The following is a 20,576-nucleotide window of genomic DNA, read 5'->3' on the forward strand; positions in this document are numbered from 1 at the left end:
AATTTCAAAATCGCTGTTTATTAACAAAAATCGGGTAAAAACTTGAAAAAATTGATAATTTAACTCCACCACTTCGGTTATGCGAGACCGTTAGCTATAATTGCTTCATAAAATTTCTCTTAAAAATTTAAAATATTCTTTTTAAAAAAAGAAGAGTAATAATTTTTGAAATATACAGATTTCGTTTTTGGTATATTTAAAAGTATTAGTTTAAAATTAATAGTAGGATAATTAAGAAATATTGCAATAATTAAGATAATGAAAAAAGAGTCGTTTAAGGAACAAGTTCAAAATTTAGAATATGATAAACTTTTTGAATTACTATCGAATATAATAATTAGAGAAGAATACGAGGTAATCGAAAAAGGAAACTTCTACTTAATTACTTTAATTAAACAAGGAATTCAACCAACAAGAAGCGCTTTTTTACTTTATGACAAATCGTTATCAGGATCAGATGTAGATCTTAATTCTATTCAAAGTAAAATATCCGAACTTGAAACGAAAGAAATTGAATTTATTACAATCGTTAGTATCAATACTGTTTCACAATCGGTTGGTTCCAAATTAAAAAATTCTGCGAATGTTGCTCTTAAATTTATTGAAAGAGACGAATTTGAAAAACTCGTAGAGAAACATTATCCAAATTATCTTTTTTATGAAAGCTTTAATTTAATTGAATACGAAAGATATTTTCTAGAGGAAATGACTGAAAAGTCTCCCTTACTTAATATAAATGGTTTACAAGACAGAGTGAAAAGGTTGATGGAAATTTATGTAAACCCACAACTTTATGAACTAAAAAAAGATATTGAAAGTGATTTTATTAAACTTGTAAGAGTTAGTGCCGATATCTTAGTAAAAAGAAAAACCTCTGCCATTGTAGAAGGAGATACTGGTTCCGGAAAAAGTACTCTTTTAAAAGAAATTGGAAGACAAATCATCAAGCTTCAAGATTCTAAAAAAACACTTCCTATTTATTTATCTCCAACGGTAATTAGAAAATATTCCTTTGATATCATGTCCGCTTGTGAAAATCTTCTCAGTGACAGAGTACAAGGTAGTTGGGAAGAAATTCAACAAAATTATAATCTGACTTTACTCATAGATGGTATTGACGAATTCAACAATCTAAATCAAGATAGAATTATAAAGCAATTAAATACTTTAAGTACCTCTAAAGTTAGATATATATTGACTACAAGATCAATTGAGGCAAATAATTTAGGTTTTATAAGTAGTAAAGCTGATTTATTCAAAATTAGAAAATTCAATAATAGGCAAATTAAAGAGTTTGCGAATCGGTTTTTCAACAGTCAAAACCTTTCAAACAATCTTATAGAAGCATTAACAGATAATAGAATTTTAGAAAGAATTCCTATAACTCCACTTTCGATGTCATTAATCTCATTAGTTTATGAGAAAGAAAATTTTGAGATCCCGGCAACTATATCAGACATCTATGATAATTTTAATCAATTAATTTTAGGAAAAGCTACTGCAAATAAACAATTTGAACTTATTAAATTCAATTTTAGAGAAAGAATATTATCTATTTATGCTCTGAAGTTGTTACAATCTGAGGATCACGAACCGCTGTCGAAAGATGAATTTATCAGATATTTCGTAGAGTATTTTAAATCAAAATCTAGTAATGTTGATAGTGAAGTTTTAGAGGAATTTTTAAACTATTTTATCAAGAACTCGGGAATATTAATAATTGAAAAAGATCATTATGTTAAATTTTCCCATAAATCTTTTCTTCAATATTATGCTAGTTTAGAAATTTTCAAACACAGGAGATCATTAGAAGATGACTTAGTAAAAAACTTCTTAGATCTTGATTGGCAGAATGTATCAATTTTTTATGGTGGTCAGTCTAAAGATATGCCAGATTTTTTAGAAAAAATCATTGTCCGAATTGATAAATCTAATACGATTGACCAGTTTAGCAACTCGATTATGGGTATTGGTTATTTGTTACAGGCACTATACCAGACGGATAATGCAATTAGGGAAAAAGCTATTCATACTGTACTAGAACAGCATTTAATATTACATGATTGGTATAAAAAAATAAGTTCCGACAATGTTATTCCATTTTTTAAAAAAATGAGGTTACCGACAATATCGATTTTTAACATGTATTTTTTCTATTTAAATTTTTTATCCACAACGTTAGTTAATCCCCTAGGAATGGCTTTTGAAAGCCTAATAGAAAAATATAAAAAAACCAATGACTCAACTATAGGTTATAAATTATTGACGCTGGCGGCGATTTTACATTCAAATAGGATCAATGATTCTTCATATTTAAATAGACTTTTAGATGATACAAAACTTCTTAGTGATGTTTATCTAACAACCATCGCAGAATTTGCGCTGTATTTTGATAATTCAAAATATCACCAAGATTTGAAGAAGAAAATTGATAAATCTTTTTCAAAAACCATTAATGTATCGGAAATTCTAAGAACTCATCCAATTTCTAAATTAAGGTTTTCGGATTTTGACGTTATTCAGTCACATAAAAAAGTGATAGTTATTACTGAAGGAGAAACAGATGTTGATATTCTTGAGCATGCATATACTGTTTTAACCGATAATAAAATTCCATATTGGAAAGCTAAGCCTGTTGGAACTGATTCAGGAGGAGCAAATGAATTAAGGTTAAGTTTGGACAAAGCATTACCTACAGTAATCGACGGTGAAATTATCATTGGGATTTTTGACTCAGATGCCTCAGGTATAAATAATTTTAAAGGTTTAAAAAAAGTTTTTGAAAATTGGGGAAATTATAAAAGGATAAAAAAACATAGAGGTTCAAATATTTATGGAATGAAATTACCCATTCCTCATTTCCGTGAAAATTATGTAAAACCAGAAATAGATATGAATTTTATTGCGATTGAACACTACTTTAATGACGAACTTTTATCTGATTTAAACATGACGAAAGAAACTTCAATACCAGGAGTATTTAAAATAAAGGATGGTTCAGGAGCGAAACGAAAATTTGTAAAACATCTGAAAACAATTAAAGATCCGAACATTTTTAAAGAATTTATACCTCTATTTGAAACAATAGATGATATATGCTCTGTGGACATGGATTATTATAAATTACTTGATTAATATATTAACAATTTTAATATACTTATAAATTATCTATGATTAAATTTAATAGTAGTGTATAATTGTCGCAACAATAGCTAACATCGGTTCGTCGCAAATAACGGGTATTCTGGAAAAAGTTATTTTAGAACCTAGTTAAAACCTACTAAGCCGACAAGGATGTGTCCCTACTTCACACCACTTGCCGTAACTCAGACCAACTCAGACCATAGAGTAACGATGGGCTGAAAGAAGTCGTTACCCACAGACTATAAGATATTGGAAACTACCCACCATTCTTTCCCCACAGGAGCATTTAACCATTGTAAGGGGCTTTGTGAACAGCCAATTATTTAAACGGCTGGAAACTGCCTCAGGTTTAACAGCTTGGTATTTAATAATTTAATATCGACGAACCCCTTTCACATTCATATCCAGTGTATAAACACCCTGCTGGGCAGTGATAAAAAGGGTTTGCCTTTTTTTACCTCCAAAGGTTACATTGCCTGTCCAGTCTTTGTCGATGTTAATATGCTCGATCTTTTTACCAGTTTTATCATAAACGGTCACGCCTTTTCCGGTGAGGTACACATTGCCATGACTATCCAGCGTCATCCCGTCTGAGCCTTGTTCCGTAAAAAGCTGTTTGTTTGTAAGATTTCCTTCGGAATCAAGCGTGTAGCGGTAGGTTTTACCGGCTCCTATATCGGCTACATACAGTGTTTTGCCATCAGGCGTGCCAATGATTCCGTTAGGTTGCACCAGATCGCCGGCAACGATACGCACATTCCCATCCCTAGTCAAGGCATACACACGTTCTGCTTCGATGTCTTTTTGAGTACGCTCCCAGTAGTCACGCTGGTAATAGGGATCGGTAAAATAGATGGTGCCATTAGGGGCGATCCAGAGATCATTGGGACCGTTAAGGCGCTTTCCTTCAAAGTTGGTCAGCAGAACCTGTACGCTTCTATCGGGAGCGATTTTCCAGAGTTCCGACTTGTTATCGGCTGCCGCCAGAAGATTTCCGTCATTATCAAAATAGAGTCCGTTAGCACGCCCGGCATCTTCCATAAACACCGAAATACTGCCGTCCGTGGCATTCCATTTATGAATACGGTTATTGGGCTGGTCTGTAAAATATACATTGCCCGCTGCATCTGCAGCCGGACCTTCCGTAAAGCTGAAATTATCTGCCAAAAGTTGCGGAGTACTACCAGCTTTAATGAGTTGCTTTTGGGAACTGCAGCCCAAAACAATTCCTAAAATTCCAACTAGAATAACCTGTTTAAACATACCTGAATAACTTTTTTTAAAGATAGGGCAAACGATTTATTTTAAAGCAAACCGCTAAAAACCGGACTCGTTATAAAATACTTTTAACTGCTCCCAAGTTGAAGTTGTGAATTTATAGGGAGCGTCTGATAAACAATTCAATATCGAATTGTGATAAAAACAAAAATGGTCAACCTATTTCAATAGTACATTACGGGCTTTCATAATAAGTTCAGTAGTATATTAATACTTGCTCATTTTAATATGTTAAAAATGTTAAATTTTCTTGGTAGGGAGTAACTCGGGAGTCCTTAAAATTTGAGCGTGCCGTAGGCCTTTTAAACACTGAAAACTTCAATTTTTGGTTGTTCCCTCATTGCCCACAGAAATTAAATCCGCACCATGTGCGGATTTTTTTGTTTCAGCCAATTATTACTTCCTGCTGAAACTTCAGTCTTTATTACTTATTATCGGTAATAAATCTTCAAAAATCAACCAAAAAGGGGGCAAAATCCTCATTGACCTAGGGGGTATTTCCTAATAATTTTCATCAATTCAATATTAACTTTAAAGAGAATTTATAAGTTGGGTATCTTAACCCTACATGTTGCCTATATCTAATGAAAAAAATAAGCATACTTTCTCTTGATGGTGGTGGAATACGGGATATAATACCAGGTGTTGTACTTAGCTATCTGGAGAAGAGACTTCAGAGCTTAGATAATAGTGAATTGAAAATTGGTGATTACTTCGATTTTATTGCAGGAACGAGTACAGGCGGTATTCTGGCTTGCACGTATCTTGTAAAGGGAGAAGACGGAAAGGCCAAATATTCCGCAGAAGAAGCGCTCAATCTTTATTTACAGGAGGGAAATAAGATCTTTCATAAAGATATCCGCACTAAAGTGAAGAGTGGTTTTGGTCTTCTGGATGAAAAATATGGTGATGATGCCCTTCAGGAAAATTTAAAAAGAATTTTTGAAGACTTACTCTTGAGTAGTTTTATAAAGCCATGTCTTATTACGGCATATGAAATAACTTCTCGCAGCGCTTACTTTTTTAATAGCGCAGATTCTTTAATACATAGCATGTATGACTTTAAAATACGTGACGTGGCAAGATCAACTTCTGCTGCACCTACTTATTTTGAGCCTGCCAAAGTTCAATCTCAGTCTGGGCAAACCTTCTATTTTATAGATGGGGGTATGTTTGCAAATAACCCTGCTTTATGCGCTTATGCGGAAGCACGTAAACTCAAATTCTCAGAAATTTTAAAGAGAGAAGATAAACCAGATTTGCCTTCGGCGAAAGATATGATTACTGTATCAGTTGGCACAGGTACGGTTAAAAAACCCTACTATTTTTCCGATTTAAAGAACGCAGGGGAACTAGGGTGGATTCAACCTGTTATCGATATTCTAATGTCTGGGAATACTGAAACTGTAGATTATCAATTAGCACAGATGTATGAAACGCTTTCTGGCAAGAATAAAAATAATTATTATAGGCTTGAACCGTCATTAAGGGAAGCTTTATCTGAAATGGACCTCGCAACATCTGCTAACCTCGAAAATCTGAAACAGGCCGGTTTGTGGTTTGTCAATAAGAATAAAGAAACACTAGACGAGATAGCAGGAAAAATATATGATAATTATGTTACGACTTAATACTAATTAGGTGGTACATAATTAATAAATCATACTGAAATGGCCCTTTTTGTTAGTTTGATTACCTTCAAGGTCAATTAGATTAGTGCTGTACCAAAATTCCGTTGAGTATAGTTTTGCCCCATTATAGGTGCCATCCCAGCCCTCCGTATTGCTTGTTAGGTCCATATTAAAAAGGTTTTTTCCAAACCTGTCAAAAATAGATATGCTGGCGTACGAATAAAAATCTTTAGTAACTCCATAAATCTTCCATACATCATTGTAACCATCACCATTAGGAGTGAAAAATTTTGGAAATCCAATTAATGAAACTTCTTTTTCAATTGAGCCTTCACATCTATTTAGATCTCTAACATACACCGTATAAATCCCAGGACTTATATTATAAAACGATTGTGTTTTGCCATTCCCAGTAAAAATAGAATTGTCAAGAGAGAATTCATAAGTACTTTCACCTTCTACTGAAATAAAAATTTCCCCATTTTGGGCTTCAATTTCTTTAAAAATCGGAGTGCCGGAGTCACTGACTGTAAATTGTTTTGTTTCAGAACATTCAAGACCATTTTCTGTTTTATAAACTGTGAGTGAATATGAACCGGCGTCGTTTATGCTAAATTCAGAATCTATTGAAATAATATCGCCAACCTCATTTTTCCATTCCCATTTATCATTTGATGAACCTCCATCTAATAGTAAATTTTGAGGGTTGTTTTTACAAATCGTATAACTTTCTTCTATATTAAGTTCTGGTGCAGAATTAACAATTAAATCAAAAGGTTCAATACCATAACATGTAAAATCATTATTTTCTATTCTTATCCAGATTGTAGAAGAGATCGTGTTATAATAAAGAGGCAAAGGATCAAGTTTTGTTTGAGCATCTTCAAATGTTTTGTAGAAAAACAAGGTTGATGTTCTGGGAATATTATACAGGTTCCTTATCTCATTTTCTTTACTACGTAAATTAAAACGGCCTTCATTATTATTTAGAATATCATCAGAGTTCTCACATGTGACAATAGCTGTTATGTCCTCAAGTTCCGTATACGTTGTTTCAAGAAAAAAGTTACTTATCGCAGAACATCCTTTAGCACTTGTTATTTTAACGAAAATTTCTTCTGGATTGTTTTGGTTTACATAAGTAGAAGCATTTATTAATGAGTCGTTTTCTATAATGGCATCATTGTAATTGTGGTAAAACTGAAAATCAAAATCCTCATCATTAGGATTAGACATTTTCTCTTTAATATTATATAAATTGAAAACGGAATAACCATTATTATCTGGATCACACTGATACAACGTTTGACTTGGTTCTAATTGTGGTAAGGGATACGCTTCTATATCTTTATAGAGGGTTACGGGATAATCATTAATAACGATGGTTGCTTTGACCTTATATTCACCTGCGTCAAGATATTGATGCGTAGGGGAAATTGAAGTTGAGGTTGAACCATCGCCAAATTCCCATAATACAGATTGAATATTGGTATATGCATCTAGTGAAAAATTAAATATTTCATTTACGCACATATCTTCCGTAATTATTCTGTTTCTAAGAAAAGAGGATATAAAAATGGGTAAGCCTTTAAATGATTCTCCCGGTCTTAGGTTTAAAGCCAAGGATTGATAATCATTATCCTCGAGGCTTTCTGGGTCATTTATTACGCTTAAAGCAGTCTGAGTTTTTAAGGGATCATCCTGCTTAAAGTTTGCCACATATATTTTACCGTTACGAGCTAGCTGTAATGAACCAAAACCATATTCTGCAGAACTAGCCAACAGAATTTTTTCACTTATAGATTGTTGAGGTTTAAGTATAAAGTTGAATAAAAAGCTCGACGATCCTGTTTTTCCCGTAAAATATATTAGATTTGAATCTTGAGAAAATTCGACTCCATAGGGAAAGATGGGTATCATAAACAAATCAGTATTAAGATATTTATAATATGAAATGGTTGAATTTTGCGCATCAAAATTATAAATATATATACGTCTCCCATCTTCATCGGCAATAGCTAAAAACTTACCGTCAGGAGATATTTTCATTGCTCCAACTTTTGAAACTGCTTCCGTTTGTGTAGACAGTATTGGGGGGCGTGATATACCTTCTTCAGTTACATTAAATACAAAGAATGTATCTTTTGGTGAATCTTCTAAAGTATTTAAACTCCCAAAAGCAATTACTTTGATGCTATTATTTTGCGCATCATGAATAGCTGTGAGGCGCTCAGTAGTATTTTCAGTTAGCCGGAGGCCGGGTAAAGTTACTTTACCAAGAGGATGTTCATCATTAATTTCAACTTTAGAATAATAAAGGCCGGGGGTTAAAAGTGGAGGAGAGCTTGATCTTTTGGTTCTTGTGCTAAATATATAATAAACAGTAGCATCACCGGGTTGAGGAATAATAATAGAAGTTTGAGTATTTTCAACTTCACCTGGTAAATTATCCCCATCTTCCATAATAACATGGTTTTTATTCCACACCTTTTTACCATTAGTATAGAAGAGTAGATTGCCATCTCTGTCAGAAATGCTAGAGCAACCAGCAATAGTGCTCATTTTTCCATTAGCATGTACAGCAACCTCACCTTTACTAAAATCAAGACCTGCATTATTACCAAAGTACCAATTGTTGGTTTCATTTTGTGCTATAGTTATTCCGGAAATAAAAATTAAAAGGATATATAATTTTCCTTTTAGAATAGAGGGAATAAAATCACGTATAGTCATTAATCAAAAAATGCTGAGAAAAATATATTACTAAAATAACGTTTAAAAGTTAAAGACAAGATATGATTTACGCAGCTTAATTAGACATTTTAATGAAGTAAAACAATGAGGAATGAAATAATTAGTTTTAACCCTTAACAGGTAAAGTTATCACGCCGGTAGACCATCCGGACAAAAGATCACCATCGTAGGCTCCCATATAATAGTGAATATGCCATTCTTTCTCCACATCAATTTTATGATCGTTAAAAAACGATTGATCTAAATAAGGTTTGGGCTCAGTCTTAGAATTACCTCGTATGCTGTGATCATATAGCTGGCGTAATGGAATTCTGCTCAGCAATCGATTCTCAAGAACTGTGGGTCCAGTTGACTGGGTGAAGAAGTCTACGGCAAAATATCTTGATTTAAATGCTTCAGCAAGGCTTGTCTTACCCGCAGCTTCAGATTCTGCTATTTTAGATTTTAGCCAATTTTTTCTGTTTATAAAATAATTTGGTAAGTCGGTTGGGTTAACGCCAATCTGATCGAGGAGTTCATTAGAAAGAGCAAATCTTTGTTTAGGCAGACGCCTTTCTAAAATTTCATCAAAATTTGCCAACTTAGGATTTATTAGCCACATCTGTTTGTCAGGATCTTTTTCATCAAGTGGATCAAATCTCCTTAAAATAATTTCTTCATTTTCAGAATCAGTACTTAAACTTAAAACAAAGGGATTGAGTGTAAAACGATCTGGATCACCGTCTGATACTATTTGATTGCGACCTTCAAAAATAGGGCCTTTCCACGGGCCATTCGATTCATGACGGTTTTCAAAACGTACTAGTGCCCCTGCTAAATTTTCTGTTAGCTTTTTATCTTGATTACCGTTCACCGAAACCGTGGTTACCTTAAGACCAATGCCCATTTTATTATATTTATTATAATCTGAAGAAGCTTCTCTTATGTTTTTTATTGCGCTTCCTTTATTGCTTGCTGTAGTATCTATAAATTCTTCGGTCTTCTTGCCGTATTCCTTTTCTATATCCTTCTGTTGTGACCAGAAAGAAGGCTCTAGTAACGACTCTCCTGCAACAGAATATGTAAAACCACTAACGCCGCGCTGTTCATCAGAAGGATCAGGATCAGTCGCTAACCTGCATTGCCAGTATCCTTCAAATGATATTTCTATATGTGACATAGTAGCTAATTATAAGGATTAGAAAAATTTTGAAAATTCTTTGAGGGGATGGGAGCTTCTATCTTACCATCCCAATAGGCATCAAAATTGATCGCAATACGCTCGAGATTTTCTTTTAAATATTGTAATCGCACATCAAAATCGCGCGCATCAGTTTCTGAAGCATTTGAGATGTGGTAATCGTTTTGTTCTACAAGCTTTTTAAGTTTTTCGGTTTTTTTTGCTAAGCGCTTAAAAGCAGACAAGAATTTATTTTTAGCCTTTTTACCAGAGCTTTCACTGTGATGTAGTTTTTCATAAAATTTAGACATTCCCTCATTATTAAAATAGAAATTAGGTCCGGCCGTTTTATTTGGTATCTTCCCATTAATGGGTATGTAATTCTTATCTGCGGGAAGTCTGCATACCATTTCGCCTAAAGGCCTAATGACCATCGTCATAAATGGGTAAAAAGATGTTCTGAAAAATGAATTTGGGATAGGCGGGCGTACTCCTGTGGTGTAGTCTACATTATATTGTAAAAAGAAACCATACAGCATCAAATCCAACACTTCATAGCAATCATTAAAAAGCTGCATCGCATATTTTGAAACTTTATTGGTGATTTTGTGCTTCCCTGAACTGCCCTCTAAGGTAGGATTTATAAGGCATGGCAAACCAGGAGCAAAATCAGGGTCTTCACATAATTCATTTTCATATTCATTTAAAATCTCCTGATAAACAGTAAAGTGACTTTCTAGCGGTGGCGGGACTCCCCACACACCTTCACCTTCTTCAAGAATTCCTGTAATTACTTCATTTACATATTGATAGTATTTACCTTTTACAATAGGATCAAGCTTTAAGTTAAAACCGAAATGCTCAACTACAATCCTGTTTATATTAATAGTATCCAGATTTAAAAGTTTTTGCTTTATTAGATAATAGAAAAAGATATTGATCCTGTTGTATAGGCGTTCTATCGTGAGTCCGGTGCCATTTTCAGCTTTATGGATGTTGTGAGATTGTGAAATAATATTCTCAATAAGCGATTTTAGTGCTTCCCAGCTGGCAATAGTTTCATCATCTATATTAAATGCCCTGTCATCTGCCGCATCCGGCGGAATACCTTCAATATTAGGAATTATGACATCTGGCATTTCCGGGAATTGTAGTTCAAGCGTATCTGGTTTTTCCCAAAATCTAAACGTTTTAACTGCATGTAAAGAAAAAGGCATGAGGTGTATAGGATGCCCTAAAGGGTTTATATGTGAAGCTACGGGGAAATTAGGGCGCTTTAAATAAGGAGGTTTATTTAGAAGCACTAATAGATTTTGAACCAGATTAAGATGTTCCATTTCTTGTCGCGCAACATATAATATTCTGGCTTCCCACCGGCGTATCATTTCTATTTGGCGCAGTTTATGTTCCTCTTTGCCGTCAAGTTCGCTGTCATATTTTTTCATAGAAAAAGCAGCATAGAGGTATTGAAAGCATAGCAGACTCTCTATTTGCGATGCACTTTTTAAATATTCATGTAATTGCTTCTCTACTTCTTCCTGTATTTTTTTCTGAGTATCGCTATCCTGTGCATTAAACAGTTCAATTATAGCTTCATATATGATTTTAGGCGATTTATCTGCCGTATTATTTGAAGCATAAAGAGGGTCATATTTTTTAAACATGGCATTTGAGTGTCAATTAATTGAAAATGAGAAGTCTGCTTAGGGATAGGGAATAAGTAAATTTATATAAAATTTGTTTCGAAATGGGGAAACAACTAATTAAAATACTAGTATTTAGCGTTTTAGGTTGATTTTTAAGGTGTTTTGACCGATTTTTATTTAACTTCTGTTGGTTTTAATGAAGAAAAAAAGGTTTTAAATGCCAAATCATTACAAATACGCTGAAATATATAATTGTTTTTATTAGATAAAGGCAAGAATTATTTCATAACTTCCTGCTGTAAAGTGCTTAAGGAAATTTTGGTTGCTATTTTCTCTATTAGAGATATAAATCAGGTAATTTAAATTTCTGTGGTCTTTGCGATGTTTTCTGCCCAGAATCATTTTTAAATACTACCCCCTCACTAATTATTACAAATAATTTAAAATTTAAATCTGATGGCAACAATGAAAAATGGCGTAAACCTCGACAATATTGAAAATCTTGTAGGAGCAATTCATGAAAATCCTAAAGTAGCAAATGTGCAATTTAAGGCGAAATCAAAATGGCTTGGTAGCACGCAGTCTGAAGTTGAGATTCATGAATTACATTCAGACGGTAACAATATAAGAGAAGGTGGTAGTAAGTTTACACTACGAGTAGATGAACCCGGAGTATTAGGTGGTGCAGATGAATATCCCAACCCTGTAGAATATTTAGCAAGTGCCCTCTGTGGCTGTCTTACAGCAGGTATTGCCACAAACGCAGCTCTTTTTGATACAGAGCTTGAAAAAATTGAAGTTGAAGTAGATGTTAACTTTGATGTTCACGGCGTTTTAGGCCTGGATAGAGAAAAACCTAATGGACCATTAAATCTGCACTACAAGGTGAAATTAAAAGGTAAAAATGGGGTAGATGTTGCAAAATTGCAAAAGTCTAAAGAAACACTTGATAAAAAATCACCTATTAAAAACGCTATTGAGCTGCCGCTTCACATTACAACTGAGTTTGAAATTATAGAATAGGCTTAATAAATTAAGCATGACAAAATTTGGTGTAGGGTTTAGCGACTTGTCAAATTCATTTGAGGCAGGGAAGTCAGCTGCCTTGCAGGCCTTGCTTCATGTGGGCGTAGAGAGTTATGCTATAAATCTTTGCCTTTTATTTTGTACATCGCGGCATGAGGCAGAGGAGTTTTTTATGGGCGTAAAAAGCGAGTTGGGTAGTTGTAAGTATGTGGGTGGCTTTGCTAATGGTACTATAACAAATAATAGCTTTGGCTATGATGGCTACCAGTGCGCTGTGGCTATAATGACTTCCACGACAGTGAATACACATTATTTTGTGCAAGAAGATATTGCATTTAATGAGTATGAAACAGGCAAAAAGCTTTTTGAGCAATTTGCAGAAACTTCTTTTGAAACAGATCCTCAGGTGTTATTGTTTTTTGATGCGGTAAACCGCGAAAAAGGACGATTTCAAATGAACTACGGCACACCATTATTACAAGGGGCAAAAGAAGTGCTGGCAGGCTGGCCTACAATTGCAGGCGCACGCCTCATGGGAGATATGAAATTTAAACCCACACGGCAATGGTTTGAGGATGGGATGACTCAAAATGCAGCAATTTTGCTAGCCCTTACAGGAAATATTAAAATGGATGTTTTAAGGCTTGATGGCTGCACACCTGCCAGTGCTTATCATACAGTGACAAAATGCGAGGGAGCTACAATTACAGAAATAGACAATAAACCTGCTATTGATTTTGTAAGTGAAATGTTGGGAGCCGAAGTTCAGGGTGATTATGAAAGCATGAAATTTTTTGTCACGCTGGGTAGAAATTTAAGCGATAAATGGGACCGTAAAAATGCCGAGTATGTAAACAGAATGTGCGTAGGTGTTAATCCTAAAAATAACGGATTGATAATGGCAGAGATGGATCTGGTCGTAGGCTCAGAGTTTCAACTTATGCGTCGCGGTTATGTACTTGATATGATAGAAGAAAAAGTGGCTTTTTTTGTTCAAAATCGGCGAAAAGAAGGTAAAAATCCGCTTTTTGCACTTTATCTCAATTGCGCCGGGAGAGCGGCTGCTTATTCTCAAACTGAAGAAGAAGATGCAATGTATATTCAGAATGCGGTAAATGGAGAGTTTCCATTACTGGGAATTTATGAAGCCGGCGAGTTAGCAATGGTAAAAGATGACTTTCAGGTATTTGACTGGACAGGTGTTTTTTGCCTTTTCAGCGAAAAAATATAAAAAAGTGAAGAATAGGGAGGACATTTTAGGGCCACAAGAAGAAAATTTAAAGGCAGATATTCTGAAAATTGAAAGAGCGCTTAATTATTACAAAGGTCTTTCTGATGAGGTGGCTGGTCATAATATTATGGTAGACACTCAAGTGATTCTATTAAAAAGAGATCTTGAGCAAAAGAAAATAGGTTATGATATTCTTAAAAGACTCCATGATATTATAGGTGCTCAGTTTAATCTTGATGATTTTCATAATTCTACGCTACAACTTATTCTTACCCGCTTAAAAATGGATCGTGCGGTTGTGCTTTGGCGTGATAAAGCCAATTCATTTTTCGTCAATTATCACTTGGGCTACACTAAGGACGAGTCTCGCCGAAACCTCAAGCAACCTTTTGATTTTTCGTTAATAAACGCTCTTGATGATCCACATTTGTTATTCAATAAGGCAACTAAAAAAGAAGAGCATCATAAAGAATTATGTGAGCGATTGCTATTACCCTATCTTGTTGGTACGCCTATAAAAACAAGAGCGGGCATAGAAGGTTGGCTTATTGCGGGAAGAGAGAAAGAGGCGCGACCATTTTATCCACCATTATTGCCTGGAGATTTGGAGCTTTTTGATGTTATGGGCGGCTTTATAAAGGCGGCAGTTTCTAATTTTCATTTGTATGCTAATCTAGAAAAAGCCAATCAAAAACTTGATAATTACAATAAAGAGCTTGAAGCTAAAGTTTTTGAGCGTACCAGAGATATAGAGAACAGCAGACATGAACTGGAAAAGGAAAAAGTAAAATCAGACCGACTTTTGCTCAATATTTTACCTCTGCAAATTGCAAATGAGCTCAAAGAAAATGGTCAGTCTAATGCGCAATCACTTACTAATGTTACCATAGTTTTTACAGATTTTGTCAATTTTACACAATATGCCCAGAATATGGAGGCTCAGGAACTGGTCTCGCGGCTTCAGGATTGTTTTACCAAATTTGACAGAATTATCGAAAGGTATGATCTGGAGAAAATAAAAACAATAGGAGATGCGTATATGGCTGCCGGCGGAATGGGAGGAAATACAAAAGAAGCCTGTATAAATATAGTAAAAGCAGCTATTGAGATGCAGGCATACGTAAAGAAAAAAGGAGGAGAATCTGGTGCTGAAGATACGTTTTACCGTATGCGTGTAGGGATTAATACGGGCGACGTCGTAGCCGGGATTGTTGGTTTAACTAAATTTCAATACGATATCTGGGGAGATACAGTTAATACCGCTTCGCGAATGGAGAGCTATAGCCAAATGGAAAAAGTAAATATTTCTACTTCTACCTATGACCTTATCAAAGACTGTGATGACTTTGAATTTGAATATCGTGGCAAAATTCAGGTTAAGGGAAAAGGAGAAATAGGGATGTATTTTGTGTATTCAAGAATATAAAAATATTAATTAAAATTTTTCTTGTAGACTTGGTATTTCTGCAATTATATTTACAGCCTTGTACACTAATTAGTGCATGTGTCCTGCACTTTTCTAGCTTTAGCAAAGGGTCATTAACTCAGTTGGTTCAGAGTGTCACGTCGACAACGTGGAAGTCACTGGTTCGAATCCAGTATGACCCACTTAAATTTCAAAACTCCCTTATTAGTCAAAGACTTGTATGGGGTTTTTTGTTTTAAGGAGACAAAATATAGCTATAAGAGTTTTCATTATATACCATTTTATCTTTTTGTAAGTTATTCAATATGATTATACTTGTTTAGCAGGTTATTTATTTGAAGATAATTTCAATTAGCTTACCACACATTTGATCCTAAAACATGAGAAGCATTCTTAATTCTATATTCATTCTAATTTTCCTTTTGAGCAGCGGATTAAATTTCGCAGCAGTAGCTACAATTTCGCTTAAAGCGAAAACTGCCCCTACTTTAGCTTATCAGGAAACTCCATATAAATCTATAAGCGAATTAAAAACCCGCCCCCAGAGCTTAAAATCGGCTCAAAGTGATGAAATATATGCTGCAAAGGATAATTCTTCATATCATGATGAATCTTTAGAAACGTTTAAAAATGTGGGTTTAGATATCGAAGCATTCGGAGCAGTAGGAAACGATGATCAAAATGATCAAATTGCATGGAATGCTGCTGTTAAGGCTGCTAAGAAAGGTAACCGAACCGTAATTATACCGCCTAAAAAATTTATACTCGATAGTGTGGTTATATATTCAGATGTTAATTACGTAGGTCTGTCAGAGCATGAAAGTGTTCTTGAAGCCGCCGATTCAGATTTAGATTGGTTTGTTAGGCTGGATAATGGTCCTGTACAGCGGCTTCAGATTTCTAATCTTACATTTCAAGGGATAGGTGAGAGGAATAGTGGGCAAAAAGGTTTGTATTTATCTGCTTCAGAGAGTGACTATTATCCATACCATGGGGGCATGTGGTATTCTACTTTTAGCTATATAACCGTGAAAGGTTTTGATAGCTCTCCTTTATATATGCAGGCACAACTAGGTTTGAGAAATGGTGATTTAGTTAATCAGTTTATAAGCTTTAATCAATGTCATTTCTTTAGATCAGCAGGTCAAAATAATGCTGTAACTGTAATAGGTAAAAATGGGCAAATGGACTTTAATAATGTTGTGGTTGAAGGACAGTTGTCTTCATGGATGACTGGTAAAGAAAATAAATCTACTGATATTTATATTGGTCGAGAATTCAAAAATGGTGAGCCTTTGACAGACACGACACCATATACATTACATTTTAATCTGCTGACTGTTCAAAATGCAGATTTAGGAGTTGAGATAGACAGGGCACAGAATGTACATATAAGTGGTTATTTTGAGAATTTGCATAGAGGCATAAAGATTGTGAACTCTGCTAGTAATATAACTGTTGACCAAGTTCGTTTTGCTAATAGCGCTAGCGATGGAAAGGATACTGGATACGGGGTATATGTAAATAATTCGAGTGCATCAATAACCAATAATTACTTTTGTGGCGCTCATGATTTTATAATTTGGGGGGTGAATCATAACGGAATAAGTCAATTTAACAACACAGGGAGTGGGAAATTAAAAACGAAAGGTATAACCCAGCAGATGGCGATCGCTGCAGATGGGTCACTTAATATAAAAAATCTTACTAGTGTTATGGTTAATACGGGAGATAAAGAGTTATCTATAATTAGTAGTAAGCATATGACAGGAAGCGAAATTACAATAGTTGCTTTAGGGAATGGAACCCTTACAATAAATGATAAAGGAAACATAGATATACCAGGTGGGAAACTTGTACTATCATCTAAGGAAGTAGCTACTTTTAAAAAATTTGATTTAAGCAGTGAATGGTTGCTCGTGAACACAACCAATCGTTAATTATATAAGGAATTTTTAGAAATAGAATCCCTCGACAAGGTTTCAGAGTGTTTCGATGACAATATTGACTTAAAAATTTTAATTTTAGAGCAAATCTAAAACACGTTCTAGAGCCATACCACGTGAGCCTTTAATTAGAATATGACCTGAGTTTTTAATTAAAGTTTCTTTATTTACTCTGGATGAAAAATCGGTGTATGTGTCATATTTCTCCATATTTGAAGCAGTTTTTTGGACTTTATAAAAGTTGCTCCCAAGCAAAATTATCTTATCAAAATTCATTGAAATAGCCAGTTCTACTATTGCCTCATGCTCTTCTTCTGCAGCAGACCCCAGTTCAAACATATCTCCTAAAATCACAGTTTTATAACCTGATTTTAGCTTCGCGAAATTCTGCAAGGCTGCCTGCATACTTGTAGGGTTTGCATTGTAAGCGTCAAGAATAATTGTATTATTTCCTTTTTGAATAATTTGAGACCTGTTGTTTGTGGGAGTATATTCTGCTATTGCTTTATGAATAGCTTCTGCCGGTACTTCAAAATAATTGCCTATAGCGACCGCTGCGGCTATATTTGTGGCGTTGTATGAGCCTATGAGATTACTTTCTATTAAATGCGACTTGACATCTATCGCTGCATATGGATTTGCATCAACATATTTAATCACAATATCATTACCTGCTTTTGTGCCAAAGGTAAACGTGTTGCTATAGGTTTCTTTTAACTGTATAGGGTCATCACTATTGATAAACAAAGTCTTGTTATTAGATTTTAAGTAAGCGTAGAGTTCGCTTTTGCCTTTAATCACACCTTCTTTGCTGCCAAAACCTTCTAAATGCGCTTTGCCAAAATTTGTGATGTAGCCATAATCTGGTGCGGCTATTTCTGCCAGTTGTTCTATCTCCTTTAAATGGTTAGCGCCCATTTCAATAATACCAATCTCAGTTTTTTGGGTCAAGCGCAGCAAAGTGAGTGGAACCCCAATATGATTATTTAAGTTACCAAGTGTTGAAACAGTGCTGAATTTTTGACTTAAAACAGCGTTTATTAGCTCTTTTGTGGTGGTTTTTCCGTTACTACCGGTGAGTGCGATAATTGGCGTTTTTAACCGATTTCTATGGTGTTTTGCGAGGTTTTGTAAAGTTTTAAGACAATCGTCAACTAAAACCGTTCTATCGTTCTGAGCGTATTCTTTTTCATCAACTATTGCCCAGGCTGCACCAGCTTCTAATGCCTTATTTGCGTAAATGTTACCGTTGAAATTTTCGCCCTTTAGAGCGAAAAAAATATTACCAGTTTCTATTTTTCTGGTGTCTGTAGAAACTCCTGTACTTTTTAAAAAGAGTGAATGTAGATCTTGAATGTTCATTGCTATTATGATACAAAAAATGCCCTATGCGATTGCAATAGGGCATTTAAAATTATAAAATCTTTTTATTAGTTGCGGGCTTTTTTCTTGCCTCTTGATTTAGAACCTACTCTTGACATCGCATTTCTAAAACCTATATCGTCTGTAGCCATGATCTGTGGCAGGTATCTGCGTTGTGCAGGATCTAACCAATATTCACGATCTCTCCATGAGCCACCTTTGTAAACGCGCACTTCATTATCGATAAGTGTCGTTCTTGTGTTGCTCTTATCATATTCTTTTAATGTGCCTACGCTATCTGCTTCTACTTTATTTATGGGAGAGTCGTACATACGATCTTCATCAGAAGATGCGTCTGCAAAGCTCTGGTAATAGCGTGAAGATTGTTTGTCTCCATCTCTGTAATCACGGTTATCACTCTGTGAGAACTGTGTTCTTAGGTAAGTGTCATTTTCATCAACAGGAACTTGTAAGATCTCACCAGGAAGGTTACGTGCTACAATTTTACCATTTTCAAGGGTGTCGTAAACGATATCATCTGTTGTAACGACTTTTACAGTTCCGTCAGGATTTATGGCATTTTTCGTGTAAACGTTACCCCGGTAGTAGTTAAAGTCGTTAAACTCATCATCTACGATTGGTCTGTAAACATCTGCCACCCATTCTGAAACGTTTCCGGCCATATCATAAAGTCCGTAATCGTTAGGTGCATATGATTTTATTTCAGCAGTAATATCTGCATTATCATCAGACCACCCGGCTATACCACCGTAATCACCATTACCTTGTTTAAAGTTGGCTAATTGATCTCCACGGTCTTTTCTATCGCCAGAACGTGTGTAAGCACCGTCCCATGGATATTTTTTACGACCACGATATACGTTGTATTCTCTAAGATCACTTAAGCCAAGTGCCGCATATTCCCATTCTGCTTCTGTAGGTAATCTATAAAAACCTGGAGAAAGAATACCGTCTTCACGTCTCACATAAATATCTGTAGCTTCTGTAGAAGCATCTGGATTGTCATTACTTGCGCGTGGAGTATTGTTTTTCTCTCTTCTTTCAGACTCTCTACCACCACGTATTAATTCATCCTGACCACCATATGTTAAGCTGGGAGCATTTAAATACGTGTTAGTACTAAAAGTAGATTCTGCATCGTAATCATTTTTAGCACCTTTAGCAGTGTAGCCTTTTTGTTCAAGGATCAACTCATTATATCTGTCTGTTCTCCATTTACTAAATTCTACTGCCTGTATCCAGCTAACCCCTACAACCGGGTAATTAGCATACGCAGGATGGCGCAGATAGTTTTCTGTCATGGTCTCATTAAAACCAAGACGGTTACGCCACACTAAAGTATCAGGAAGCGCACCATAATAAATGTTTCTGTATTTGCTTTCTTCTGGAGGATATACCTTCTTAAGATAATCCAGATATTGAAGGTACATTAGGTTTGTAACCTCGGTCTCATCCATGTAAAAAGACTGTACATGTTGTTGAGTAGGGGTGTTATTCCAGTCATGCATAACATCATCCTGTACACGACCCATTGTAAAAGTACCACCTTCAATAAAGACAAGGCCTGGCGCATTAGGCTGCTCCTGATAGTCTGTAGCGGCTTTAAAACCACCGTCTCTACCATCAATATTCCACCCAGTGGCACGAGAAGTATTCTTGTAGTCGTTGCTCTTCCCACAAGATGCGAGTGTGAGTGCTGCAAGCGCAGTAACAAGAGTTCTGTTCACAAAGTTTTTCTTCATGTTTATTAAGTTATTTATAGCAAATTTGGGTCTGCAATATAGTCAATACAGTCTAATTTACAACTTGATATTGCTGCATACAAACCGCTAATTTAGTATATTATAGCGTTTAGCACTTAACTAACGCTGCAAATCTTTCTTTATTATTGTCTTTTTATCAAAATCTGAAATACTACATTTATACTTTCTAAAAATGAACTGCGTTAAAAG

General features: G+C 35.0%; 12 protein-coding genes and 1 tRNA gene. 7 read left to right on the forward strand and 6 right to left on the reverse strand.

The features are described 5' to 3' along the window. Positions 1–258: 258 nt before the first annotated feature. Entirely contained in the window at positions 259–3,135 is a 2,877-nt protein-coding gene (locus ACH3O9_RS10195) for an NACHT domain-containing protein (RefSeq protein WP_416440040.1), read from the forward strand. 381 nt (positions 3,136–3,516) lie between these two features. On the opposite strand, the gene ACH3O9_RS10200 is transcribed toward ACH3O9_RS10195, so the two are convergent. Then, a complete protein-coding gene (locus ACH3O9_RS10200) occupies positions 3,517–4,365 on the reverse strand; it encodes an SMP-30/gluconolactonase/LRE family protein (RefSeq protein WP_416440042.1) in 849 nt (282 codons plus the stop codon). Positions 4,366–5,006: 641 nt separating this feature from the next. Between ACH3O9_RS10200 and ACH3O9_RS10205 the strand changes: the two genes are divergently transcribed. Continuing rightward, complete coding sequence (locus tag ACH3O9_RS10205; RefSeq protein ID WP_416440044.1) at positions 5,007–6,053, forward strand: patatin-like phospholipase family protein; 1,047 nt, start codon at positions 5,007–5,009, stop codon at positions 6,051–6,053. A 21-nt stretch (positions 6,054–6,074) separates the two neighbouring features. Here the strand turns inward: ACH3O9_RS10205 and ACH3O9_RS10210 are convergent, their stop codons facing one another. The 3 genes from ACH3O9_RS10210 to ACH3O9_RS10220 form a co-directional block, all read right to left on the reverse strand. Next, positions 6,075–8,786 (reverse strand): T9SS type B sorting domain-containing protein, encoded by a 2,712-nt coding sequence (locus tag ACH3O9_RS10210; RefSeq protein WP_416440046.1) that lies wholly within the window; start codon positions 8,784–8,786, stop codon positions 6,075–6,077. A 127-nt stretch (positions 8,787–8,913) separates the two neighbouring features. Next, on the reverse strand, positions 8,914–9,966 hold the full coding sequence (locus tag ACH3O9_RS10215) for a hypothetical protein (protein ID WP_416440048.1): 1,053 nt from the start codon (positions 9,964–9,966) through the stop codon (positions 8,914–8,916). Positions 9,967–9,971: 5 nt separating this feature from the next. Beyond that, positions 9,972–11,630: a ferritin-like domain-containing protein gene (locus tag ACH3O9_RS10220; protein ID WP_416440050.1), complete on the reverse strand. Its 1,659-nt coding sequence runs from the start codon at positions 11,628–11,630 to the stop codon at positions 9,972–9,974. Positions 11,631–12,068: 438 nt separating this feature from the next. Between ACH3O9_RS10220 and ACH3O9_RS10225 the strand changes: the two genes are divergently transcribed. The 5 genes from ACH3O9_RS10225 to ACH3O9_RS10245 all read left to right on the forward strand — a co-directional run bounded on the left by ACH3O9_RS10225 (position 12,069) and on the right by ACH3O9_RS10245 (position 17,235). Next, positions 12,069–12,635, forward strand: coding sequence for an OsmC family protein (locus ACH3O9_RS10225; RefSeq protein WP_416440052.1), 567 nt, complete (start codon positions 12,069–12,071; stop codon positions 12,633–12,635). Positions 12,636–12,651: 16 nt separating this feature from the next. After that, positions 12,652–13,869, forward strand: coding sequence for an FIST N-terminal domain-containing protein (locus ACH3O9_RS10230; protein ID WP_416440054.1), 1,218 nt, complete (start codon positions 12,652–12,654; stop codon positions 13,867–13,869). Positions 13,870–13,873: 4 nt separating this feature from the next. Then, positions 13,874–15,295, forward strand: coding sequence for an adenylate/guanylate cyclase domain-containing protein (locus ACH3O9_RS10235; RefSeq protein WP_416440056.1), 1,422 nt, complete (start codon positions 13,874–13,876; stop codon positions 15,293–15,295). Positions 15,296–15,402: 107 nt separating this feature from the next. Continuing rightward, positions 15,403–15,477: transfer RNA gene (locus tag ACH3O9_RS10240), tRNA-Val, on the forward strand. A 198-nt stretch (positions 15,478–15,675) separates the two neighbouring features. Then, a complete protein-coding gene (locus tag ACH3O9_RS10245) occupies positions 15,676–17,235 on the forward strand; it encodes a hypothetical protein (protein WP_416440058.1) in 1,560 nt (519 codons plus the stop codon). A gap of 84 nt (positions 17,236–17,319) precedes the next feature. Here ACH3O9_RS10245 and ACH3O9_RS10250 read toward each other — a convergent pair whose 3' ends face one another. Beyond that, a complete protein-coding gene (locus tag ACH3O9_RS10250; RefSeq protein ID WP_416440060.1) occupies positions 17,320–18,603 on the reverse strand; it encodes a UDP-N-acetylmuramoyl-tripeptide--D-alanyl-D-alanine ligase in 1,284 nt (427 codons plus the stop codon). Between the two features lie 68 nt (positions 18,604–18,671). Further along, a complete protein-coding gene (gene gldJ, locus ACH3O9_RS10255) occupies positions 18,672–20,366 on the reverse strand; it encodes a gliding motility lipoprotein GldJ (RefSeq protein WP_416440062.1) in 1,695 nt (564 codons plus the stop codon). Positions 20,367–20,576 lie beyond the last annotated feature (210 nt).

Origin of the sequence: Leeuwenhoekiella sp. A16, from assembly GCF_047946675.1 — a bacterium.
Classification (GTDB): domain Bacteria; phylum Bacteroidota; class Bacteroidia; order Flavobacteriales; family Flavobacteriaceae; genus Leeuwenhoekiella.

Coding starts and splice junctions, on each gene's coding strand:
- ACH3O9_RS10195 (WP_416440040.1), top strand. CDS start 259: ATGAAAAAAGAGTCGTTTAAGGAACAAGTTCAAAATTTAGAATATGAT.
- ACH3O9_RS10205 (WP_416440044.1), top strand. CDS start 5,007: ATGAAAAAAATAAGCATACTTTCTCTTGATGGTGGTGGAATACGGGAT.
- ACH3O9_RS10210 (WP_416440046.1), bottom strand. CDS start 8,786: ATGACTATACGTGATTTTATTCCCTCTATTCTAAAAGGAAAATTATAT.
- ACH3O9_RS10215 (WP_416440048.1), bottom strand. CDS start 9,966: ATGTCACATATAGAAATATCATTTGAAGGATACTGGCAATGCAGGTTA.
- ACH3O9_RS10220 (WP_416440050.1), bottom strand. CDS start 11,630: ATGTTTAAAAAATATGACCCTCTTTATGCTTCAAATAATACGGCAGAT.
- ACH3O9_RS10225 (WP_416440052.1), top strand. CDS start 12,069: ATGGCAACAATGAAAAATGGCGTAAACCTCGACAATATTGAAAATCTT.
- ACH3O9_RS10230 (WP_416440054.1), top strand. CDS start 12,652: ATGACAAAATTTGGTGTAGGGTTTAGCGACTTGTCAAATTCATTTGAG.
- ACH3O9_RS10245 (WP_416440058.1), top strand. CDS start 15,676: ATGAGAAGCATTCTTAATTCTATATTCATTCTAATTTTCCTTTTGAGC.
- ACH3O9_RS10250 (WP_416440060.1), bottom strand. CDS start 18,603: ATGAACATTCAAGATCTACATTCACTCTTTTTAAAAAGTACAGGAGTT.
- gldJ (WP_416440062.1), bottom strand. CDS start 20,366: ATGAAGAAAAACTTTGTGAACAGAACTCTTGTTACTGCGCTTGCAGCA.